Source organism: Acinetobacter junii CIP 64.5 (assembly GCF_000368765.1).
Taxonomy (GTDB): domain Bacteria; phylum Pseudomonadota; class Gammaproteobacteria; order Pseudomonadales; family Moraxellaceae; genus Acinetobacter; species Acinetobacter junii.
The window spans coordinates 505198-526872 of record NZ_KB849654.1; the positions used below are offsets into that span (position 1 = coordinate 505198).

Annotated in this window: 16 protein-coding genes; 4 read left to right on the forward strand and 12 right to left on the reverse strand. The window is 38.4% G+C overall.

The window, feature by feature from the left end; translation table 11 throughout:
• Positions 1–2: 2 nt before the first annotated feature.
• The 6 genes from F948_RS03950 to F948_RS03975 form a co-directional block, all read right to left on the reverse strand.
• Positions 3–521, reverse strand: coding sequence for a DUF6155 family protein (locus F948_RS03950; RefSeq protein WP_004914121.1), 519 nt, complete (start codon positions 519–521; stop codon positions 3–5).
• Positions 518–2551 carry an NAD-dependent DNA ligase LigA gene (ligA, locus tag F948_RS03955; protein WP_004960191.1) on the reverse strand — a complete coding sequence of 678 codons (2034 nt, stop codon included), beginning with the start codon at positions 2549–2551 and terminating at the stop codon, positions 518–520. The genes F948_RS03950 and ligA overlap by 4 nt, the downstream gene beginning before the upstream one ends.
• 72 nt (positions 2552–2623) lie before the next feature.
• Positions 2624–3622 carry a cell division protein ZipA C-terminal FtsZ-binding domain-containing protein gene (locus F948_RS03960; protein ID WP_004960193.1) on the reverse strand — a complete coding sequence of 333 codons (999 nt, stop codon included), beginning with the start codon at positions 3620–3622 and terminating at the stop codon, positions 2624–2626.
• A 1-nt stretch (position 3623) separates the two neighbouring features.
• The gene (smc, locus tag F948_RS03965) at positions 3624–7073 is read right to left on the reverse strand and encodes a chromosome segregation protein SMC (RefSeq protein ID WP_004960195.1); all 3450 of its coding nucleotides are present in this window, start codon (positions 7071–7073) and stop codon (positions 3624–3626) included.
• Positions 7074–7083: 10 nt separating this feature from the next.
• Positions 7084–7779 carry a GntR family transcriptional regulator gene (locus F948_RS03970; protein WP_004960197.1) on the reverse strand — a complete coding sequence of 232 codons (696 nt, stop codon included), beginning with the start codon at positions 7777–7779 and terminating at the stop codon, positions 7084–7086.
• A 517-nt stretch (positions 7780–8296) separates the two neighbouring features.
• Positions 8297–9097 (reverse strand): sulfite exporter TauE/SafE family protein, encoded by an 801-nt coding sequence (locus F948_RS03975; protein WP_004960207.1) that lies wholly within the window; start codon positions 9095–9097, stop codon positions 8297–8299.
• A 31-nt stretch (positions 9098–9128) separates the two neighbouring features.
• Here F948_RS03975 and F948_RS03980 point away from each other — a divergent pair, with 31 nt between their 5' ends.
• Positions 9129–9881, forward strand: a complete 753-nt coding sequence (locus tag F948_RS03980; RefSeq protein ID WP_017397494.1) for a biotin--[acetyl-CoA-carboxylase] ligase — start codon at positions 9129–9131, stop codon at positions 9879–9881.
• Positions 9882–9895: 14 nt separating this feature from the next.
• The gene (locus tag F948_RS03985; RefSeq protein ID WP_004960213.1) at positions 9896–10639 is read left to right on the forward strand and encodes a pantothenate kinase; all 744 of its coding nucleotides are present in this window, start codon (positions 9896–9898) and stop codon (positions 10637–10639) included.
• Here F948_RS03985 and F948_RS03990 read toward each other — a convergent pair.
• Positions 10609–11196 (reverse strand): RBBP9/YdeN family alpha/beta hydrolase, encoded by a 588-nt coding sequence (locus tag F948_RS03990; protein WP_004960216.1) that lies wholly within the window; start codon positions 11194–11196, stop codon positions 10609–10611. The genes F948_RS03985 and F948_RS03990 overlap by 31 nt on opposite strands.
• Positions 11197–11368: 172 nt before the next feature.
• Positions 11369–12778 (reverse strand): signal recognition particle protein, encoded by a 1410-nt coding sequence (gene ffh / locus F948_RS03995; protein WP_004914148.1) that lies wholly within the window; start codon positions 12776–12778, stop codon positions 11369–11371.
• Positions 12779–12925: 147 nt separating this feature from the next.
• Here ffh and F948_RS04000 point away from each other — a divergent pair, with 147 nt between their 5' ends.
• The gene (locus F948_RS04000) at positions 12926–13735 is read left to right on the forward strand and encodes a cytochrome C assembly family protein (protein ID WP_004960220.1); all 810 of its coding nucleotides are present in this window, start codon (positions 12926–12928) and stop codon (positions 13733–13735) included.
• 79 nt (positions 13736–13814) lie between these two features.
• Complete coding sequence (locus F948_RS04005) at positions 13815–14744, forward strand: tRNA dihydrouridine synthase (protein ID WP_004960223.1); 930 nt, start codon at positions 13815–13817, stop codon at positions 14742–14744.
• Positions 14745–14784: 40 nt separating this feature from the next.
• Here F948_RS04005 and F948_RS04010 read toward each other — a convergent pair whose 3' ends face one another.
• Genes F948_RS04010 through F948_RS04025 form a run of 4 tightly spaced genes read right to left on the reverse strand, consistent with a single transcriptional unit; the run spans position 14785 to position 21433 of the window.
• Positions 14785–15846, reverse strand: a complete 1062-nt coding sequence (locus tag F948_RS04010) for a hypothetical protein (RefSeq protein ID WP_004960226.1) — start codon at positions 15844–15846, stop codon at positions 14785–14787.
• A gap of 12 nt (positions 15847–15858) precedes the next feature.
• Positions 15859–18486 (reverse strand): DUF6160 family protein, encoded by a 2628-nt coding sequence (locus F948_RS04015; RefSeq protein WP_004960228.1) that lies wholly within the window; start codon positions 18484–18486, stop codon positions 15859–15861.
• Between the two features lie 27 nt (positions 18487–18513).
• Positions 18514–19296 carry a hypothetical protein gene (locus tag F948_RS04020; protein WP_004960231.1) on the reverse strand — a complete coding sequence of 261 codons (783 nt, stop codon included), beginning with the start codon at positions 19294–19296 and terminating at the stop codon, positions 18514–18516.
• Between the two features lie 13 nt (positions 19297–19309).
• Positions 19310–21433: a hypothetical protein gene (locus tag F948_RS04025; protein WP_004960236.1), complete on the reverse strand. Its 2124-nt coding sequence runs from the start codon at positions 21431–21433 to the stop codon at positions 19310–19312.
• Positions 21434–21675: the final 242 nt, after the last annotated feature.

Sequence of the window (21675 nt, forward strand, 5' to 3'; positions counted from 1 at the left end):
AACTAATCATCAAAATAATCACTATAAATTTCACATAGTCCATCATCAAATCCCCAGCCAATGCCATCTGTATCGTGACAAATCTTTGCTGCTCTTTGTTGAAATTGACTTTCCACATTGAGCTGCTTCATCCATTTGATTGCCTGAGCAAACATTGACTCCATACTATTATAAAATGGCTCATTAATATCGCCATACATGTTGGTAAATTTTACTCCAGTTTCAACATAATAGATTGCAAGATCAACTAGATGTATATTTAATCCATTAAGCTTTTTAAAGTCCATAACCGCTTTTCGTGCAACAGATAACCTTGCATCACCAAATCCATGTTTGGGCAAAAATTCATCCCGAATTATTTTTTTATATTTAGAAAGTACGTCATTTGCCCCCTCTGTACTTATCTGTGAATCATAAAAATCTCTAACCACTGAAAACTGTTGATATAGTTTAACAATCTCTTGAAGCAATTGTTTTTCAGGTTTTGTGACAAGATGGGCTTTCAATGCTTTAATACTCATTCAACCCCTCCGTACTGCGCCAAGAAATCCAAAAACTCTTGCTCGTTCATTACACGAATGTCTAACTTTTGTGCCTTATCAAGTTTGCTCCCTGCTTTCTCACCAGCAACGACACATTTGGTTTTACTTGAAACACTACCACTCACACGCGCACCTAAAGCTTGAAGCCGCTGGGTTGCTTCATCACGCCCCATACTTTCCAATGTGCCAGTCACCACCCAACTTTCACCATTCAAAGGTTGGCGAGTTGGTGCAGTTGGTGCATCCCAATGAATCCCTGCAGCAAGTAAGCGCTCCAAGACCTCTAAGTTATGCTCGGCTTGGAAAAAATCCACAATCCATTCTGCCGTAATATCACCTACATCAGGTGTTTTCTTCAAAGCATCAATATTTGCAGCTTTCAAAGCATCGAAGGTCTGGAAAGTATTGGCGAGCATACGTGCCGTAGTTTCACCTACACCACGAATACCTAAAGCATAAATGAAGCGTGCCAATGTGGTTTTCTTACTTGCATCAATTGCATCAATAAGGTTTTGAACTGACTTTTCACCCATTTTTTCAATGCTGAGTAATTTTTCTCGATGTTCATGTAAGTGATAGATATCGGCTACATCTCTGAGTAGATCTAGATGTAATAATGACTCTACCCAACGATCACCTAAGCCCTCAATATCCATAGCCTTGCGTGAAACAAAGTGACGAATCGCCTCAATACGCTGTGCTGCACAATATAAACCACCAGAACAACGAGCTAAGGCCTCACCTTCTGGCATGACGACAGGAGAATCACATACTGGACAATTCGTTGGTAAATAAACAAGCTCAGCATCGGCAGGTCTAAATTCAGCCCATACCTTTTCAACTTTTGGAATCACATCACCCGTGCGATACACGCTGACGGTATCGCCAACACGTACATCTAAACGATGAATTTCACCAATATTATGTAAAGTTACATTCGAGACAGTAACACCACCAACGAAAACAGGAGCTAAACGAGCAACAGGTGTTAGCGTGCCAGTACGTCCTACTTGCCAGTCAATATTTTCAACCTTGGTCAAAGCCGCTTGCGCTGGGAATTTATAGGCTGTCGCCCAACGTGGCTCTCGACTTAAAAAGCCCAGTTGTTGCTGCTGTTTAAGGTCATCGACTTTGACCACCATCCCATCAATTTCAACTTTGAGATTCGGACGTTCAAGCTGAATTTGCTCATAGCGTTGTTGAACTTCTTCAATAGACTCACAAAGATATTGACGCTCTGCGATCTCAAAGCCAAATTTGGTCAACCAGTGCAAACTGTCATGCATCGTCGTTAAGCCATGATGAGGCTCGCATTGAGCAATACCATAAGCATAAAAAGCCAATGGACGGGATGCTGCGATATTGGGATCAAGCTGTCTTAAACTCCCCGCAGCAGCATTTCGTGGATTAGCAAAGGTCTTTTCACCTTTAGCCTCTTGATCTGCATTAAGCTTTTCAAAACCTGATTTTGGCATCAATACTTCTCCACGCACCTCTAAGAGTTGTGGAATAGCTTGGTGCTGAGAAGATAAAATCTTAGGTAAATTACGGATGGTTTTGACATTTTGAGTAATGTCCTCACCTGTTTCTCCATCACCACGAGTTACGCCTCGAATCAACACACCATTTTCATACCAAAGTGAAATCGCTAAACCATCGAGTTTAAGTTCAACCTCGTATTGAACCTTTTGATTCGGTAGGCGCTCATCAATACGACGTGCAAAGGCAAATAAATCATCCTGATTGAAAACATTACCTAATGAAAGCATCGGCACTGCATGAGTCACACTTTCAAATTTTGATAATGCTTGTCCACCGACTTTATTCGTGGGTGTATCAGCTTGCATAAACTCTGGATACTGTTGTTCTAAAGCTTTAAGTTGATGAAATAAATGGTCATATTCACTGTCGGTGATCGTAGGTTGATCCATCACGTAGTAAGCATGATTATGTTTAGCGATCAATTGAATCAATTGACGCATTTGCTCAATAACTGAGTTTTGTTCCATTTAAATTTCACCATATAAAAGGGCGGAAAACCGCCCTATGTCTTTCATTGCATTTATTACAAAAATTTTATTTTAAACAGTTGTTTGACTTGGTCGATAGTCAATCACATGATGACGCCAATGCTCTTTCAACTGCGGAGAAAACTCGAGGTTATTCTCATCATAAACTTTACCATCAATTTCACGCGCAATTAATCCTGCAATACTAGTCATCATATCGTAGCCAGTAACCGCTTTGCTGTTTGGTAAAGCAAGGAAGAAAGCCAAGCCCTGTACTTGTTCACCTGATAACGTCTCCAAGTCAAAACCTGCTGGACCATTATCTGTAATGCGCAATACTGAAAACATCAAAGCACTTGGTTCATCAGTATTTTCATAGCGGTGGAAACATGACATTTCACCAAAACGCAAACCGTATTTCAGTAATACTTTTAATGCTTTGTCTCCAGAAAGTGCTCGACGCGGGTTTGGATAGACATTTAAGGCAATAATTTCTTCAGCAGTTGCTAACGCACTTTCATCATCGTAACGTTGTTGCTCATGCAAATGGACATCTAAAATATTACTTTCACCATCAAACTCAGCAATCTCAACAGTCTCAATACTTGGGTTTAACGTGAGCTCAGGCTCAACTTTCGCTTCATCAAGTTTATCGGAAGGATTTACCAGATCCTCCAAAGCCTTCCCTTCTGTCTGAGTTGGAGTGGAAAGTACAGCTTCATTTGCTACAGATGTTTTAACTTCAGCTGATTCAGCAATCTCTTGAACTTTTTCAGGTTCAGATGCTTTTTCAACTACAGTGACTGGTTGAGAAGCAATAACGGGAGCAGCTTCGATTGGATTAGTTTTAAAACTCGGCTCAACACGTTCAACAGCTAGCTCAGGAGTTTCCACCTTCAGAATCTGATCTCTCACATGACGTGGAATCACAGGCTGATTACTTTCAGGATTAATGTGCAAATCTGCTTCTAGTGAAGGCTCAACTGGTTTTGGTTTTCTTAAAATCATTATCAAACCAACGAGCATAATCACAACGGCAATAACAATGCCTATTATTGTATTCATTTCCATATTAGGACTCCGCAACTAACCCGTATTCTTTTGCCTGTTCTAAATCGACAGTCACTAATTTTGATGTACCTGGCTCTGGCATGGTCACTCCCAATAAATCAGTTGCCATTGTCATCGCCAATTTATTATGTGTAATGTAAATGAATTGTACCTGTTCAGAAAGCTCTTTTACCAAATTACAATACCGTTGTACATTCGCATCATCCAATGGCGCATCTACTTCATCTAGAACGCAGAAAGGCGCTGGATTCAATCTAAAGATCGCAAACACCAAAGCTAAAGCCGTGAGTGCTTTTTCTCCGCCTGACAGCAAAGCTAACGAGCTATTACGTTTGCCTGGTGGTCGAGCCATTAATTTGACACCTGACTGCCAGTCATCCTCAAGACTCAAAGTGGCTTCACCACCGTTAAAAACTTTAGGGAACAATACTTGTAGCTCTTGGTTGACCTGATCAAAGGTGGTCATAAATAGCTTTCGTGTTTCTTGATCAATGCTTTTCATTGCATCTTTTAGTTGGTCAACAGTATTTTGCAAATCTTGCATCTGATGGCTAAGCTCATCAAAACGCTGTGACACTTCTTCGTATTCTTGAGAAGCTGCTAAATTGACTGCGCCAATTTTCTCAAACTGTTGTTGTGCTTTTTCCAGTTTTTGCTGATGCTCTTTAATTTCAATCGACAGATCAGATACAGGTTCGGAATTAAGTTCTTTGAGTTGTTCTAAATAATGTTCACGATCTGACTTAGCAGCCTGCCATGCCAAGCGTTTTTGTTCCAACTGTTCACGCACCTGTTCATCTTTTTGTTGAGCTTGATGACGTTGCTCTGTCAGTTGTTGCTGCTTTTCTTGTACTTGATTCAATTCAAGCTGCCATTCATTCCAATTTTTTTGCAATTTTTCAGTTTGCTGGAACTGCTCTTGAAATTGTGACTCGAGATTAGGTAACTCGAGTTGAATTGGATCAACAAATTTCTTTGCCTGTTCTATTTGCTCAATAATTTGTCGATATTGTGTCTTTAAAAAAGAAATATCTTTTTCCAACAACTCAATATGTTGATTGGCTTGCGAGGTCTGCTGGCGTAATACTTCACGTTGTTGTTGTTGTTGAGTCAACTGTTGTTGTTGCTCATCTAACTGCTCATTTAAACTTTCAACCTGAAACTGCAAAGTTTTATAGTTCGGTAATACCGCTTCTAATTTAATTGCGAGTGCATGCAGATCAATTTCTAGATCATCTCTCTGCATCGCATCTTCTTCAAGCTGCAAATCCAATTGTTTTAGTTGATCTGCCAATTGTTGTTGCTGCAATACAAAAGCCTGTGCAGTACTTTGTAATTTAGCAATTTGCACATCAAGTTGTTGTAATTCTTTTTGCTTTTGTTTTTGGCTTTGTTGCTGTTGCTGTAAATGTTGTTGCTGTTGCTGCAAAGTTTGTTGTTGAATAGAAAATTGGTTTTCTATCTCAAGTAATTGTGGCTGCATTTCTGCAAGTTGCTGTTCGATTTCCTCTAAACGCACTTGATGGCTTAGCATGCCCTGTGCACTTTGGCTATCTTCATCATAGTGCAGAGCGATCACCCAATCAGCCCCGACATGATAACCATCAAGCGTCAAAATTGATTGTGCATGAATAAGATCAGACTGATAACTCAATGCTATTGTTAAATCATCTGCAACGGCAACATGTGCCCAGAGCGAAGATTGTGGAGCTTCAATAAAATCATTTAAACGACGCAGTTGTTGTATTTGAATCTTTTGCTGCGTGGATGATTTTAACTGACGTGCCACATCTTCATGGAATGTTTGTCCACTTTCGATCAACTGTGCTTGTAACCATTTAGCTAAAAATTTCTCAATGATCACAGCATGAGCTTTGCCTTGAGTTGTTAAGCGCAAGCTTTGCATCAATCGAACAGCATTTTGATTTTGTTTTGGACTCTGCTTCGCCAGCAATTGATTCAAATTTTTCTGTTCAGCCAATAGAACTTGAATTTCTGTTTTTAAACTCTGTAAATTGGCTTTATCTTGCTGTTGTTGATCCTGCAAAATCTTTGCATTTTGTTGAAATTGCTCAATTTCGGTTTCTAAAAGAATGATTTCTTGTTGTAATTGCTGCTGTAATTGTTCTAGTTGTGCTTGCTCATCATCCTGAACCTGAGCACGAATCTGATTACTTTGGTTCTGCAAAGTCTGCTTTTGTTGTTCGATTCGTTGCACATTTTTAGCAAGCTGTTCAATTTGTGCCGCCATTTGCAACTTTTTTTGTTGCTGCTGATCAACTTGGGTTTTAATTTGATCAAATTGTTGTTGTGCTTGTTTTTGTTGCGCCTGAAGATCACTAAAGTGATGTTCGGTCGATTGTGTTTGCTGCTCCAATTCGACTAAGGCTTCACTCTGCTCATCATATTGTGCAGTTAAAGTTTCGACCTGAAGTTCAGAAAGCTGTAGTCGTTCTTTAGTTTGAAGTTTTTGTTGTTCAAGCTGAATCAGACTACTACTATTTTGTTGAAATAAGCTTTGCTTTTGCTCCAAAGTCATTTTCAATTCAGCCAGTTTCTTCTCTGCCTGTTGCCATTCATGCTGCAAAGGTGACGATTGCTGAATCAAACGTTGAAATAAAGCACTTGTCGCTTCTAAATCATGCTCAATTGTATGCGACTCTGACCGAACTAATTTAAAGCGTTCGCCAAGCTCGTTCATTTCAACAGTATATTCTTGTTGTAACTTCTGACTTTGATTCGCTTGGAAAGACAGTATTTCGATTTTTAAAGTACGAATCTGAGTTTCTAAGGTTTTATATTGGATGGCGGCTTCGGACTGGCGTTTTAGCGTTCTCAGCTGTGATTTTAATTCAGCCGCTATATCTTCTAAACGCGCTAAGTTTTGCTCAGTATGTTCTAAATGCTGCAAAGTCTCACGACGACGTGCTTGATAGCGAGATACGCCAGCAGCTTCTTCAATAAACACTCGCATTTCTTCAGGTTTAGCATCAACCAAACGATTGATCATACCCTGTTCAATGACTGCATAAGAACGTGGCCCTAGACCCGTTCCTAGAAAAATATCGGTAATATCACGACGGCGGCATCGTGTGCCATTCAAGAAATATTCTGATTTTCCTTCACGTGTGACCTGACGACGAACAGCAAGCTCATTATATGCATTGTATGCGCCGCCTAATTTTCCATATGTATTATCGAAACGAAGCTCTACACTGGCAACACCGACAGGTTTACGCTTAGATGTCCCTGTAAAAATAACATCCTGCATACTACCGCCACGCAACTGACGTGCATTCGATTCGCCCATAACCCAACGGATCGCATCAATCACATTCGATTTTCCGCAACCGTTCGGCCCAACTACCGCAGTGCGGTTCGCCTTAAAATGTAAAGTGGTACTATCGGCAAAAGATTTAAAGCCTGAAAGTTTTAAACTGCTTAAACGCATACTGCCCTAACTAACGGCGTGAGCGTCTCGCCCAAGCCAATTCAATCTGTTTCATTCGTGTTAGAGATTCCAACACAAGGTTGCGCAAGTGTCGACAAAAATCTTCCATAAATAAAGCAGCTTGTTGTGATTTTCGGATCAAAATTGCATCAATCACTAACTTAAACAAGGTAAATGATTCTTGTAGTTCTCGGCGCGATGTATTTAAGGTTAAAAAATAGCTACGACGTAGTGATGGCAACAATTCCTTATAAAATTGCATCATGTAAGGATTAGCCACCATCTCATGTTGTTCTGCTAGATATTTAAAAATAGCATCATAAAATTTCTCTATATCACCAGCACGAACAAACTCGACAAGTTGATCCAATAACTCTTGTAGTTGCTCAGCTTCATTTACTCGCCAAGTTTCACTAATACGCTGCACAATATGCCCAAGAACCATCACATTGGTATCAAACAAAGCTTTGACTTGCTGAGCAGACATTTCAGAAACAATCGCCCCACGACGTGGAAAAATCTCGATCAAATATGTACGCTCTAGTAATAACAATGCTTCACGGACAGAGCCACGACTGACATCTAATTCTTTAGCAATGCGCAATTCTTGAATGCGTTCACCCTCGACAAGCTCACCACTAATTATTTGTTCACTAATATATTTTGCAATCTGTTCAGAAAGACTATCCGCCTCTTCGAGATTCATGAGCCCCTCGCTATCTTTGTTATACGCATTTTCCAATGCTGTTTGCGCTTTTTTGTTTTAACTGATCTGACCTTATAAATTCTATATCATTGTCTGACAATTTCATTGCTTTTTAAGCCAATCACTACTTTTAGACACTATTTCACCTTTAAATTTGACTTAATAATCTATTTTTATAATTTAAAGATCAATTATTTAGATACTCTACTAAGCATCAACCGAATATCTGAAACATTTTTTCTAATTGATTTTTTATTGATATTATTCTCATAAATTTTATTTATGCAAAATATGTCTCATTTAAAATTCTAGCATCCTCGTTCGTTTATCCAATAAAAAAGTAGTTACAAGCAAACAACCTTATTGTTCATAACTTAATTTCCAAACGAAGATCACCATCTTTAGACTAAAAAGTCTTTTCTTTTCAATGGTTACACGCCAACAACATGACGTGCACTTTTAGAATAAAACAGCCTATTAAATCAACGTAATAGTAATGATTACATGCAATTAAGAACTAAATTAAACCTTTGTAAATAAAGTAGCTTCCAACAAAAACCAATAATCCTGCAAAACACTTCTTCAGCATCGCTGCTGATAATCGATGCGCTACCCTAGCACCAACTTTGGCAGTAATAAAACTCATCACACTGATCCCCAGAAAAGCATATACATGTACATAGCCAATCGTATTGGGAACATTAATCTGTTCTTTTGCACCAAACCACATAAATCCAATCGCACCTGCTAAAGCGATTGGTAAACCACAGGCTGCAGATGTTGCTACAGCTTGTTGCATCACTACACCATGTCGATTGAGATAAGGAACCGTTAAACTCCCGCCCCCAATACCAAAAATCGCGGATGCGATACCAATTCCGCCCCCTGCTGCAAATTGTAGTGGTGCTGAAGGTAAATGCTTATTAGGATCAATCTGTGCATGCGCTCCTCTAAACATTTTATAAGCCATCCACACCGCAAAAATGCCAATCACTAACTGTAAATGTTGTCCTGACATCAGATCAGCAATTCCCGCCCCAAAAAAAGAGCCTAATATCAATCCTGGAGCTAGATTCTTAAATACCGACCATAGCACTGCGCCTTTTTTATGATGCGCCATGACTGAGCTGATTGAGGTAACAACTATGGTTGCAAGTGATGTACCTACAGCTATGTGCATAATGACATTAGGATCATAATTCAGCTGAGTGAATACAATAAATAAAATTGGAACAATTATTAATCCACCACCAACACCAAACAATCCTGCGGTGAATCCAGCAATTGCACCAATGAGCAAATATATGATTAACTCCATGAATACATGACCACTCTACTTGTAAAAAATGATGGATGATTTCGCAACACGCCAGTTACAGCAACTCTTAAATGCAAAGAATCAATATCCAGAAGTGGTGTTATTCAAAACCACAACGACATCTACTAATGATGATATGCGTGAGCTTGCTCAAAAAGGCATGACAACAGGTCTTGTGTGTAGCGCGCAACAAACCAAAGGACGTGGTCAACACCAACGTGAATGGGTTTCCCCTGATGGAAATGTTTATTTAAGCACACTGATTCAAACCAATACAGCACTTGATGGGCGACTTGCACTTGAAGTTGCATTGAATATTTTACAGATCCCATGCTTACGTAACTTATCATTAAACGTCAAATGGCCAAATGATTTATACAGTTCACAAGGGAAATGGGGTGGGATCTTAGTTGAACCGCTTTCTGTAAATCAAGCGATTGTCGGTGTAGGTATTAATATCAATACCCCTAATGTGGAAGATGCAGATCAATCAATTACATCGCTACATCATTTAGGATTATATCAACTTGAACGATTTCAGCTTATTGCTGAATTATATGTTGCGATTCAACAAGCAGCTCAATGGTTCGAACATGGTAGCTATAATCTAGCTGAACGATTTAATCATCATGCGATTTGGATCAATGAGTTTGTAGAGTTTGAACATGCACTAGGTAAAACCTATGGTCAGTTCCAAGGCATTTCGAATGATGGTGCCGTTATAATCAAATCAGATCAAACACAACAGTTCTATCAAGGTCGTTTACGTCTTGCATCTAACTAAGGGATCACAATGCGATGAAAAGTTTATGGCTTGATATTGGTAATACTCGTTTAAAATATTGGATTACACAGCAAGATCAAATTATTGAGCATGCTGCTGAATTACATCTCCAATCGCCTGCCGACTTGTTGTTAGGACTTATTCAACATTTTCGTTATCAGAACATTACTCACGTTGGGGTATCTTCTGTTCTCGACAGTGAAAATAATCATCGTATTAAAACAATCCTAGATATTTTAGAAATACCCGTCATTTTTGCCAAAGTACATACTGAATATGCTGGATTACGATGTGGCTATGATGTTCCAAGTCAGTTAGGAATAGACCGATGGTTGCAAGTATTAGCAACCGCTAAACCGAATGAGAGCTATTGTGTGATTGGATGTGGAACGGCTTTAACTATTGATCTTATTGATGGTTTCCAACATCTAGGTGGATATATTTTACCTAATCTGTACTTACAGCGTGACTCTCTGATTCAAAACACTAAGGGTATCAAAATTCCAGATTCTGCCTTTGATAATCTAGATCCAGGACATAACACCGTTGATGCTGTTCATCATGGCATTCTCTTGGGCTTGATTAGCACGATTCATCAAATCATGCAGCAATCGCCAAGAAAGCTCGTACTCACAGGTGGTGATGCCAATTTGTTTGAAAAATTTTTAAAGCATTATCAACCGCAAATCGAATCGGATTTACTTTTAAAAGGCTTAAAACATTATGTTCAGGTCAATTCTGCTGCTACTAATGTTTGAACTACCTTAAATAAATGTTCAAATTCACGATAGCCATCATCCTCACAAAAATGTCCTGCTTGGCTTACTTCAATCAATTGCGCATTAATATAATGTGCAAATTTGAATGTGTATGGCACAGGCACGACAGGATCATTACTTGAAAAAAACACGATACGTCGAAGGATATTCGTTCGAAGGTATTTGCTATCGAAACGATTTTCTTGAATAAATTGATTCCATTCTGGATGTTGCGGAATTGTTTCGTTAAAACCTGCTAAAAATAATGCTGCCTTAATAGATGTCCCTTTGAGCTTATCAGCCAGATATCTCGCTGCCGCTAGACAAGATAATCCATGTGCAACCAAAATACTTTGTTGATTAATAGTATTTAATTGAGCCTCTAAGCAAGTTTGCCAAACCTCCGCATCAGGATGACTTGAATCAGCCAGAACAACTCTTTCAGCAGAGATACCAATGCTTTTTAGTTGTTGCTCTAACCAGATATACCAATGCTGTTCTGGATTTGCATTTTCACAATGCAAAATAAAAACCTTATTTTTCATATCTTGTGACATAGTTTACATTTATCAATAAAATCATATATTTAATTTTTATTATCTAATTTTTACTAAACGTTTAGTGTTTAATTTTGTACTATTTTTATACACTAACATTTTTATACACCAACCATCAGTTAATAAAAAAGGCGCTAATGCGCCTTCTAATGAAAGTATGGGCTTTTATTTATTATTTTTTGGTATCGTTGTTACCAAATAATGGTCCCATACCGCCACCACCACCGAATTGTTTCTGCATATTGCCCAAAGATTTCAACATTTTGCTCATGCCTGATGGATTCGCAAATTTCTTCATCATCTTCGCCATTTGTGCTTGTTGCTTGATCAATTTATTCACTTCAGCAACATCCATACCACAACCAGCAGCAATACGTTTTTTACGGCTTGGATTAATTAAATCAGGATTACGACGTTCTTTAATCGTCATCGACTGAATAATCGCTTCCATACGCTTAACTTGCTTTTCAGGATTAGCTTTTTCAATTGCATCCTGAATGCCCGCATTACTCATACCAGGCAACTTATCCAAGAAGCCCATCATGCCGCCCATTTTACTCATTTGCTCAAATTGCATCAGCATATCTTCAAAGTTGAAGGTACCGCCTTTTTGCAATTTTTTCGCCATTTTTTCGGCTTTTTCTTTGTCGATCTTACGTTCAACTTCTTCGACTAAAGAAAGGACATCACCCATGCCCAAGATACGTTGTGCAACACGATCTGGGTGGAATGGCTCAAGCGCATCTAGTTTCTCACCAATACCCAAGAACTTGATCGGCTTACCCGTGATGGCACGAACAGAAAGTGCAGCACCACCGCGTGCATCACCATCAGTTTTAGTGAGAATCACACCAGTTAAAGCCAAAGCATCATTAAAAGCTTTTGCTGTATTGGCAGCATCTTGACCTGTCATCGCGTCAACGACGAACAAAGTCTCAGTCGGCTTCACAGCAGCATGTAATTCTTTGATCTCATCCATCATGTCTTCATCGACATGTAGACGACCTGCCGTATCGACAATCAAAACGTCAGCAAATTGAATTTTTGCTTGCTCAATCGCACGATTGACAATATCAATTGGTTTTTCTGACGCTTGTGATGGAATAAAACCAACACCGACTTCATTTGATACTGTTTCTAACTGCTTAATCGCTGCTGGACGATACACGTCGGCAGAAACAGTCATTACTTTTTTCTTTTGGCGCTCTTTGAGGAAACGCGCTAATTTTGCAGCCGTCGTGGTTTTACCAGCACCTTGCAAACCAGCAAGAAGGACCACAACCGGTGGTTTTGCGCTTAAATCAAGAGTCTCATTTGCCTCACCCATCATTTTGGTGAGTTCATCATAGACAATTTTTACAAATGCCTGACCTGGAGAAAGCTGAGTCATTACTTCTTGACCAAGTGCTTCTTCCTTCACCTTCGCGATAAATTCACGAGTTACAGGTAACGCCACATCGGCTTCAAGAAGTGCCATACGTACTTCACGTAAGGTATCTTTAATATTGTCTTCGGTCAGCTGCCCTGAGCCAGTAACATTTCTTAAACTCTGTGTGAGTCGTTCTGTTAAGGTATCAAACATTGCGAAATCCGCTTAAAATGGCTAGTTGCAAAAAAATCTTTCTTAAAATAGAAAATTTATGCATAAGATGCTATAGGATACTGTAGTTCGAAGCGAATTTATATCTTATATGGTGAATATTATTCATCCCCCTAAAAAAGGTTTGACATGATCAGTCTCCCCTTGGTTTACACAATTTTGGCACTTGTCTCATATACCAGTTCATTCTGGTATCTGTTTATCCATTTAATGTCAAAACGTACTCCAAATCTTTGGTGTTATGGTCTTATTGTTGTATTAGGATTGATACTTCATGGTCTTGTGTTGTCACAGGATATGATGACTCCGTTAGGGGTAAATTATGATGTATTTAATCTCATTTCCTTTACCTCTGGACTGATGTTAAGCCTAAGTTTAATTTTAAGTCTGATTCGCCCAATATTACCTCTAAATTTAATCGGCATTCCTGTTGCTGCAATTGGACTAATCCTAGGGTTTTCTTTGAGTCAATCCAATCAAACCATTGAACATCATGGAGTCGGTTTAGATACCCATATTATTTTGTCTTTGTCCGCTTATGCAGTTCTGTTGATGGCAACCATTCAAGCAGTTCTATTGTGGTTTCAAGACAGAGAACTTAAGAAAAAACAAAAAAAACGTATTTGGGTCAACCTGCTCCCTCCTTTTCAAGTGATGGAATCCTTACTTTTTGATTTAATTATTACTGGGTTTGGTTTACTCACCGCTGCACTAATCTTTGGTTTCTTTACTATTGATAATTTCTTTGCTCAACACCTCGCTCACAAAACTGCATTTAGTATTATTTCTTGGTTTTTATATGGAGCTTTACTAATCGGACATTACAAATTTGGTTGGCGTGGCCGTAAAGCGATTCGATTTACAATTACAGGATTCGTATTACTAGCAATCGGATTTATTGGCAGTAAATTTGTTTTAGAAATGATATTAGGGCGTTAATTTAACTGTCCCAATAAAAACTAGACAGCTTCTATTAAAATGCGTATAAACCAGTTTTTGTTTAACTAGGTAATGCATTGTGAAACTCGCACTCGCCCCTATGGAAGGTCTAACAGATCCAATTATGCGTGATGTCCTCACTCATGTTGGTCGTTTTGATTGGTGTGTGACTGAGTTTATCCGTATTACTGACAGCATTTTGCCTGACCATATTTATTACAGTTTTTGTCCTGAACTAAAAACTGATGGTAAAACAGCTGCTGGAACACCTGTACATGTTCAATTTTTAGGAAATAATCCTGAAATGCTCGCAGCCAATGCTGCTAAAGTCGTTGAACTCGGTGCTCCTGCAATTGATCTAAATTTTGGATGTCCAGCTAAAACAGTCAATCGCCATCGCGGCGGTTCAGTTTTATTAGATGAACCTGAAACGGTACATCTCTTAGTCAAAGCTGTTCGTGATGCTGTACCTAAACATATTCCAGTTTCAGCAAAAATGCGACTCGGCTATTTAGATGAAAACCATACACTCGATAATGCACATGCCATTGAAGATGCTGGTGCTAGTTGGCTCACAGTTCATGCTCGAACAAAAGCCGATGGCTATACACCTCCTGCCTATTGGGAAAAAATCCAGCCGATTACTGAAGCATTGAAAATCAATGTAATTGCCAATGGTGAAATCTGGAATAATGCTGATGCCAAAGCATGTTTAGAACAATCAAATTGCCAAGATTTGATGATAGGACGTGGCGCTGTTACAACTCCAGATTTGACACTCTGTATCCGTGAGAATAGCGACCAAGCGATTTTAACATGGCAGGAGCTAGTCGTATTACAACAACGTTTTTTAAGCGGACAATTCAAAACTGAAATTGGAATGATTGGTCGTTACAAGCAATGGTTAGGTATGATGACTAAAGCCTATCCAGAAGCTCAAGAGTTGTGGAGCCTAGTAAAACGAGAAAAGCAACTTGAGAATATTCTTGAATATTTAAATAAAAAATAGGGAGCGATACTCCCTATTTTTTACTAATGCTCTTAATTAATTACAGACCACTAATTTTCATTTTTAAGTCAGTAACTGAAGCATTTTTAAATCCAACATTTCCAATTGAACTATTTTGTAGACCATTAAATCGATAATTAGCACTTCCAACCGCAGGAATTGTTGTCATATCATTACCTAATTTGATTTCATTTAATGATAAATCAACTGCATCAGAGGTGATACAAGTACTAGGTGTTGTAGAGCAAGTGTTTACAAAATTTCCAAAAACAAAACCATCGGATTCAATACCAGCATGAAAATTATCTAAACGAAAACCCGTTAAAGGATTTGATGCTTTCATTTGAAACTTAAAATTTGCACCAATAGCTGTTGTTGTTGGATCAGTTTCATTAGCGTAGCTAGAGACTAGCATCATATTACACCCTGTCCCAGCTCCACAAATAGAATCAATCGCCCCACCTAGACGCACCATGTAACCCTGTGGCGCTGCTCCGAGTTGAATATTCATTTTCGGTTTATTCGTAGCTAAAAACTTTATATTCAAACCGTCATTTAATCTAAGTAACTCTTTAACACCTGTATTTAATGTTGCTGTAGTTCCACCAAAAATGGTTCTTTGTGTATAAATACCAGGAGTTGTCAAACCCATATCTGATACAGCATTTGCACCAGCCGTATAGATAGAGAATTTAGAAAATACTAACTCATCTAAATTTCCGAAAGTTATCCCGATATTCGCAAAAGCACCATTAGTACCTGTCCCTTTATCTGTATCAATAACAGCATTTAGACTTAAGTTGGTAGAAGTACCAGCAGCTTTTGCGGTTATAGTTGGACTCGACATAGTTGAATTAGGACTTTGTGCAAGTACTAACGCAGCTCTACCACGATATTCTGTTGCAGCAACCGTCTTTGTATCCCAACCATCAGGATCAATCACAGCCATTTGTTTAAATTCAATGCTTGGGGTAGTTACATTAATATTTAAACCATCTTGACCAGTCGCAACAGATAGACTTTGATCATCCATGGGTTGCATTGCTATTACTAGAGGACTAAAAAATAGAGTTAGACATCCTAGCATCTTATTTTTATTCATCAGATTCTATCCTTAGTTTCGAGGAATAATTCCTAATTGGCCAGTAATACGTCCACCCGTCAACACCATTTCACCTAAGCGTTGTGGCTGTGCTCCCACTGTTGGAGGATAAAGATTTATATCTCGAACTCTTAATACACCTGAAATCTTTTCAGCATTCGTTGCACTATTTGCTCCACCACTTGCTCCAATACCTGTTGTTCCAGCTGGGTTGAAAGTTAGACCTGCTTTAAAGGAAACCATACCATCACAACCTGCTGTAGGACATGTCTCTCGAGTATCTGGTGAAATAATAATTGCATTATTAAATGCAACTTTACCATCGATATTATCGAAACCTACAGTAGAACCATCTAATGGATCGCTTAACTGAATTGAGCTTTTCCCACCATCTTTTACAGCCTTAAGCTCTAACTCACCAACAACACTCAAGCGACTACCATCAGTACTGGTATATTCACTATTTGGTATTAAAGAAAGATCTATTTTCTTACCGTCTAAACGTAATTTAGTAGACAACAAAACATCATTATTATTTGAGAAGTCCGCTGATGAAGCTGATGCCGGTGTAGATGTCCCTTTATATAATGCTCCTGGTAAATATCCTCCTGCAATTTGTGCAGATAAGATAATCAAAATGTCTTTTAAACTAGCATTAAAACTTCCATTTTCAAGCCCAACTGTTCCCGTACCGCGCAATAACATATCGATATTACGCAAACCAATATAACGTACTGAGTTTGTATCAGCGTTATCTAATAACAAGATTGAAGTAGTCCTTTGCTTAGTAGTATCTGTACTTCCATTCATACCCGTAGTACTCATGGCAAGTGAAAAACCTAAACGCTCAGCACCAGCTACAACAGTATATCTTGTTCCACCTAAATCATAATAGTAAGCATCTGCTGGAGCAGTTGTACCATACATAGCTAAATTTGCATTTAAATCATAGAAAGGTAATGCTAAACCCCACGTATTACCTGCAGTATCATTGATTTTAGGAATCGTTGTACCTATCGTTCTTGCACTATTGGTAAAACGTCCGCTGCGTGAAAATGCCTGAAACTCTGCACCTCGAATAGCAGCCAGAAGCGCATAAGGATTTTGATCAGTCGTTCCATTATGAATATTTTGAACGTAATCAGCATCAGTGGTTAATGTTGTAGAACTAGAACCATTCCAATAACGACTTGTTTGCAATACTTTATTCGCTGGTAATAAAACAGTTTTTGTATCTACTAAATTTAGATAAACATTTCCTGTATCAAACGAACCTCTGTTTCTCAAATTCAAACCCGTTAATTCTCCGAATTCAAATCCGTAGGTATTAAACCCTGCACCCCCTAGCTCCAATGTCGTCGCTTTTGTATTATCGCCTTGCAACATTGGATCATTCTTTTTGGTAAAGTCAGCTTTCATACGGAAAGCTATACCGGTATTACCAATAATATTTTGTGTTCCTGACGAACTAGTCCCATTATTCGCTTTACCTAAAATATTAGTATTATCGGGATTACCAAATTGGTTATTTGTCACATTATAGATTGGATCTGTTCGTATATTTCCACTATTTACACTGACATCCAAGCTATTTGAATTTGTTCCTCGAACTTGAATTGAACCATTCACCATACGACCACTTGCACCCAATCGTATAAGTCCTTTAGCTTTCTCTGATGTAGCTTGACCATTTAAAGGGGTTTTAGTTCCATCTACAGAATAACGGTTATTTGGATTTACATTCTTATTCAGCATAAATTCTAAGTTTAAACCCGAATTACTCGCTGTAGAAGAATATGTATTTCCTGTAATTGTTCCTGAATTTGCTGGATCAGTTACACGAGTAAAATCAACATAACCATATGTTGTATTCGGTGTGGTACTTGTTGAAGTATTTACCGTTCCATCTGCATTGTAATTAATAACTGCATCAGGTACCCCGGCTGCATTAGTTCGAACAATAAATCCTTCTGTACCATCAATGTACATTACGCCTTTAGCAAAAAAATTAAAATTAAAATTTTTCAGGATTAATTGATTGAGTGTTTGGCTTGGTGATAATCCAGTTGTTTGTCCAAGATAAATACTTGCATTTTTCGAAGCAAACGTTAACTCACTCTGACCAGTCTTACTAAATAGACCATCTCGAGTTTTAAAACTAATACTTGTATCTGAGTTGGTTTGTATTGCGATGTCCCCGACTGGACTTCCACAAGCTGTTGAGTCACAAACCTTAAACTTATTCATACTGATTAAAACAGGCGCAACTTTTAAATTGAAGTCTAATCCTGCCTTATTAGATTCACTACCAGTATTCATTTGAATATTGATATTAGGTCTTACTGTTGGTGATGAGCTATGCGATTGAATTTTGAAATTCTCAGCTTCAGCTCGTAATGTAGTGTCAGTTGCTTTTCCTGCACTTCCACGTCCTGCATTATCTTGCCAAAAGAAAGTCCCAACATTTAACTCTTTAAAATCTAAATTAACATTTAACCCATCTTGTGCGTTAACGTCGCGCATAGATGTATCATCTAATGCTTGTAAAGCATAAGTAGAGTTGCTAACTAATAAAATACTTACAGCTAGAGTATTAAGTACAAAATATCGTGTCTGTAGTTTCTGATTCTTCTTTTCCATTGTTCAATCCTTTGAATTCAATAAAATTTAACAACGAGCATGATTACTACATGCAAAAATTTGGACTTTTCCATCTATTGCAAGGTTGCCATTCATTTGTAAACCGAGGAAACCCTTTTCTCGTCCTACATCATAATTATTGGCTGTTGTACCTGTAGCACCAGTGCTTTGAGGAACAGAACTATAAATTCCTGTTTTTAAGAAACCATAATCTTGGGGATTTGTAGTTGTTCCCTCAATCAAGTTACCATTTGTATCATAATAGGATAAAACTGTACCTGTATCCTGCTCGATAGATAGAGCATTAAAACCAAAATTACGAATTTGAATGGGTTTACTACTATCAAAAGTAAATTGCATGGCTGGCTTAATTACCGTACCAGTACCAGTTTTTGGAAGGTATTGTAAATCAACTGCATCTAAGCCTAATTTCTGGATATTCAAAGTACCTTGCAATCCTTTGAAGACCACCCAAAGCTTACGTCCTTTATTATCTATACTAGGATCACTAGCTGCCATCGACCAAACTGGATCATTTGCACCCGCTGTACCCTGTTGTACAAACCTCTTGTTCACAGAAATCGCTAACCGACAATATTCCAAACGAGCAGAATCACAGTTAAATGTTGGTGTGGTTCCTGCCAATAGATCTGTGTCACTTAAGATATTGTGATTTAAAGAGAGTTTAAATGATAAATCGGCCCCACCTTGCCCTTGTATAGATTGCAAAGTTTGGTTATCTAAGGCTTGCAATTCAGCATGAGATAAGTTTGTAGTGCACAATAGAAGCAAAGGGATTATTTTTTTCATATTTAAACTCCCGTTACAGACCAGTAGTCGTTATTTTCATATGTTGAATCAACAAACCATCGATTACAGCTGAACCGAGGTTATTACTTGGACTTGCATTGGTAATAATTGCTGGTGTTGCCGCCTGATTCGTTGCTGGAAACGGCGCTGCTGTTGTACCAAGTATAGTATTCACACTTGCATTTGAACCTGCTTGCCACACTGCGGCAGACGTTGCCCAATTACGGTTCGTCGTTGTACCGTAAGTATATTGTTGATTTGGAGTTGAGTAATTAGGACCACAAGTTGTATTCCCTGAACAAGTTGCTGCACTTGTAGGCAATCCATTTGAGGTTGTGAGGGTATCTTGCGTCATCCAAGCTGAACCATTCCAATATTGCCACTGTGTAGAAGTCCCTTTTATATCAATATTATTTTCATAACAAGTACTCCAACCACCAAAACCACAGCCATATGACCTACGCTGAAACGCATATTGATATGCATTATTATTAACTAACTGTTGACGTTGTTTATATTGCGCTTCGGTTAATTGTGCAGTCGTTGTATTGGTCGCTGTAGAAGTAACCAATTTTCCAAATGAAATGCCTAATGCCCCCTCACCGCTATAAGCTATGAGAGTCTTACCACTGTCAGGACTAAAAACTGAACCAATACTAATACTGCTATGCGTTGCCAACTTTTTGTTTACAAGGGTTGCCGCTGAATAATCTGTACGAGGTGACCCACCTTGATAACCACTAATCTCACTTGTTCCACACTGATATACATTACAAGTCGAACCTAAATAACTTTTATCAGCACCTGTATAGTCCGTATAAATTTTTTTATAAATTTCTGGCTTATTTGGAATCCGCGCAATTTCTAAACTTAGGTTCTTACCATCCGAACCTAAAATTACGGGTTGATACAAACTACCCAAAACCAAATTAATATTCGGATTATAAATAAATAATCCTTCGTTTGCATCAAATGATGGTGCACCACCACCATCCAGTGCTGGTGTAGTTAAACGTTCTGTATCTGTTGTTTCTCTAGTACTTAAACGTAATACTTTACCCTCTAATGTAGAAGGTACTTCCCATGTTCTTGTTCTTGTTTTTGTATCAGTCCGAGTCCGTGTTTGTATTTGATATTGACAGCCTATAGCATTACTCATAGTTGTTGTCGTTGACCCAGTATTACCACAGTTTCCTGTACTACTTGAACTTAAAGTAGAGTTTGCTCCCGCATGTACTAAGGTCCATGCACTCGGTGTTCCCATCGACTCACTTACATTCTCAGTAACTGTTGCCTTTAGGTCTTGAGCATCACCACTATTTAAACGAATAACTCCCGCAATACCCAACGTATTATTATAGAAAGAACTCATACCATTATTATTATTAGAACCACCTAATGTTTGGAAAACTTGTAAATTACTTCCATTCATACTAAAACCATTCGCTATCGCTTGTAAGCGTAAGCGATTAGCACGTCCAGTGGCTGTTGTACTAAAATTTTCACCAAGATTAAATTGATCCACATCTCCTTCAACTTTACTTTGGTCACGAACAAAAGCATCCGCCCACAATGCTAATTTCATATTATAGGCATCTTCAGCTGTTTTTGTACCAGTCTCATATAATGGTGCTTCAAGATTCAGGTATGTAACTGTACCATTTCCACCAGTAAAATCAGGTACGTTGCTTGCTGTAGCAGCTTTAAAAATCCAAGGGTTATTTGCTGTTCCCCAACTTGCTATTTTATTGCCAAAACGATTATTTGAATTATTATCATTTTTAGACAATGCTAAACCATACAAATACAGGTCTGCTTTACCAACGGAGTGATCAGCACTTGTGACTAAACCATCTTTGTTCGTATCCTGAACAAGAGATGTTACCCCCCCCACAGGAACATAATGAATATAACCAGTATCTTTACTCCGATCCGACAACGATACCTCATTACCAGTTTTATCGCCGCGAAGTACAAAAGAGAAGTCTGTAGGTAAAATTGCAACGCCTTCACCAGTCGTTTGGCTTAAAACATCATCAGAAATTTCTTGTAAAGCAAAAGCATATCTACTTATGCACAAACTAATTAATGTCGCCAAAACAGTTCGTTTGAATGATACCGTATGAAGTGTAGTCATCTTGACCTTCCTGTTACACGATGCTCCGCATCAACGTTATTTTTCTAAATCTTCCTGAGTGACTTCCAACCACAAAAAAGGCGCAGTCAAGGATATGCTTCCAAGCATCACTCAAATTGTAGGCAGAATCCGCCTACCCAATCTTACTTTTTATTATGCCTACTATTTACGCAATTGCAAAAAAAACCCGTTAAAAGTTACATTTTTCCGATGTATGAAAAATAAATATAACCTACACATAT

What these genes read in the sequence shown, in the direction of transcription:
- F948_RS03970 (WP_004960197.1), bottom strand. Translation starts at nt 7,779, where the DNA reads ATGAATCTCGAAGAGGCGGATAGTCTTTCTGAACAGATTGCAAAATAT.
- F948_RS03950 (WP_004914121.1), bottom strand. Translation starts at nt 521, where the DNA reads ATGAGTATTAAAGCATTGAAAGCCCATCTTGTCACAAAACCTGAAAAA.
- F948_RS03960 (WP_004960193.1), bottom strand. Translation starts at nt 3,622, where the DNA reads ATGGAAATGAATACAATAATAGGCATTGTTATTGCCGTTGTGATTATG.
- F948_RS03985 (WP_004960213.1), top strand. Translation starts at nt 9,896, where the DNA reads ATGAAAAGTTTATGGCTTGATATTGGTAATACTCGTTTAAAATATTGG.
- F948_RS04015 (WP_004960228.1), bottom strand. Translation starts at nt 18,486, where the DNA reads ATGGAAAAGAAGAATCAGAAACTACAGACACGATATTTTGTACTTAAT.
- F948_RS04025 (WP_004960236.1), bottom strand. Translation starts at nt 21,433, where the DNA reads ATGACTACACTTCATACGGTATCATTCAAACGAACTGTTTTGGCGACA.
- F948_RS04010 (WP_004960226.1), bottom strand. Translation starts at nt 15,846, where the DNA reads ATGAATAAAAATAAGATGCTAGGATGTCTAACTCTATTTTTTAGTCCT.
- smc (WP_004960195.1), bottom strand. Translation starts at nt 7,073, where the DNA reads ATGCGTTTAAGCAGTTTAAAACTTTCAGGCTTTAAATCTTTTGCCGAT.
- ligA (WP_004960191.1), bottom strand. Translation starts at nt 2,551, where the DNA reads ATGGAACAAAACTCAGTTATTGAGCAAATGCGTCAATTGATTCAATTG.
- F948_RS03980 (WP_017397494.1), top strand. Translation starts at nt 9,129, where the DNA reads ATGGATGATTTCGCAACACGCCAGTTACAGCAACTCTTAAATGCAAAG.
- ffh (WP_004914148.1), bottom strand. Translation starts at nt 12,778, where the DNA reads ATGTTTGATACCTTAACAGAACGACTCACACAGAGTTTAAGAAATGTT.
- F948_RS03990 (WP_004960216.1), bottom strand. Translation starts at nt 11,196, where the DNA reads ATGTCACAAGATATGAAAAATAAGGTTTTTATTTTGCATTGTGAAAAT.
- F948_RS04020 (WP_004960231.1), bottom strand. Translation starts at nt 19,296, where the DNA reads ATGAAAAAAATAATCCCTTTGCTTCTATTGTGCACTACAAACTTATCT.
- F948_RS04000 (WP_004960220.1), top strand. Translation starts at nt 12,926, where the DNA reads ATGATCAGTCTCCCCTTGGTTTACACAATTTTGGCACTTGTCTCATAT.
- F948_RS03975 (WP_004960207.1), bottom strand. Translation starts at nt 9,097, where the DNA reads ATGGAGTTAATCATATATTTGCTCATTGGTGCAATTGCTGGATTCACC.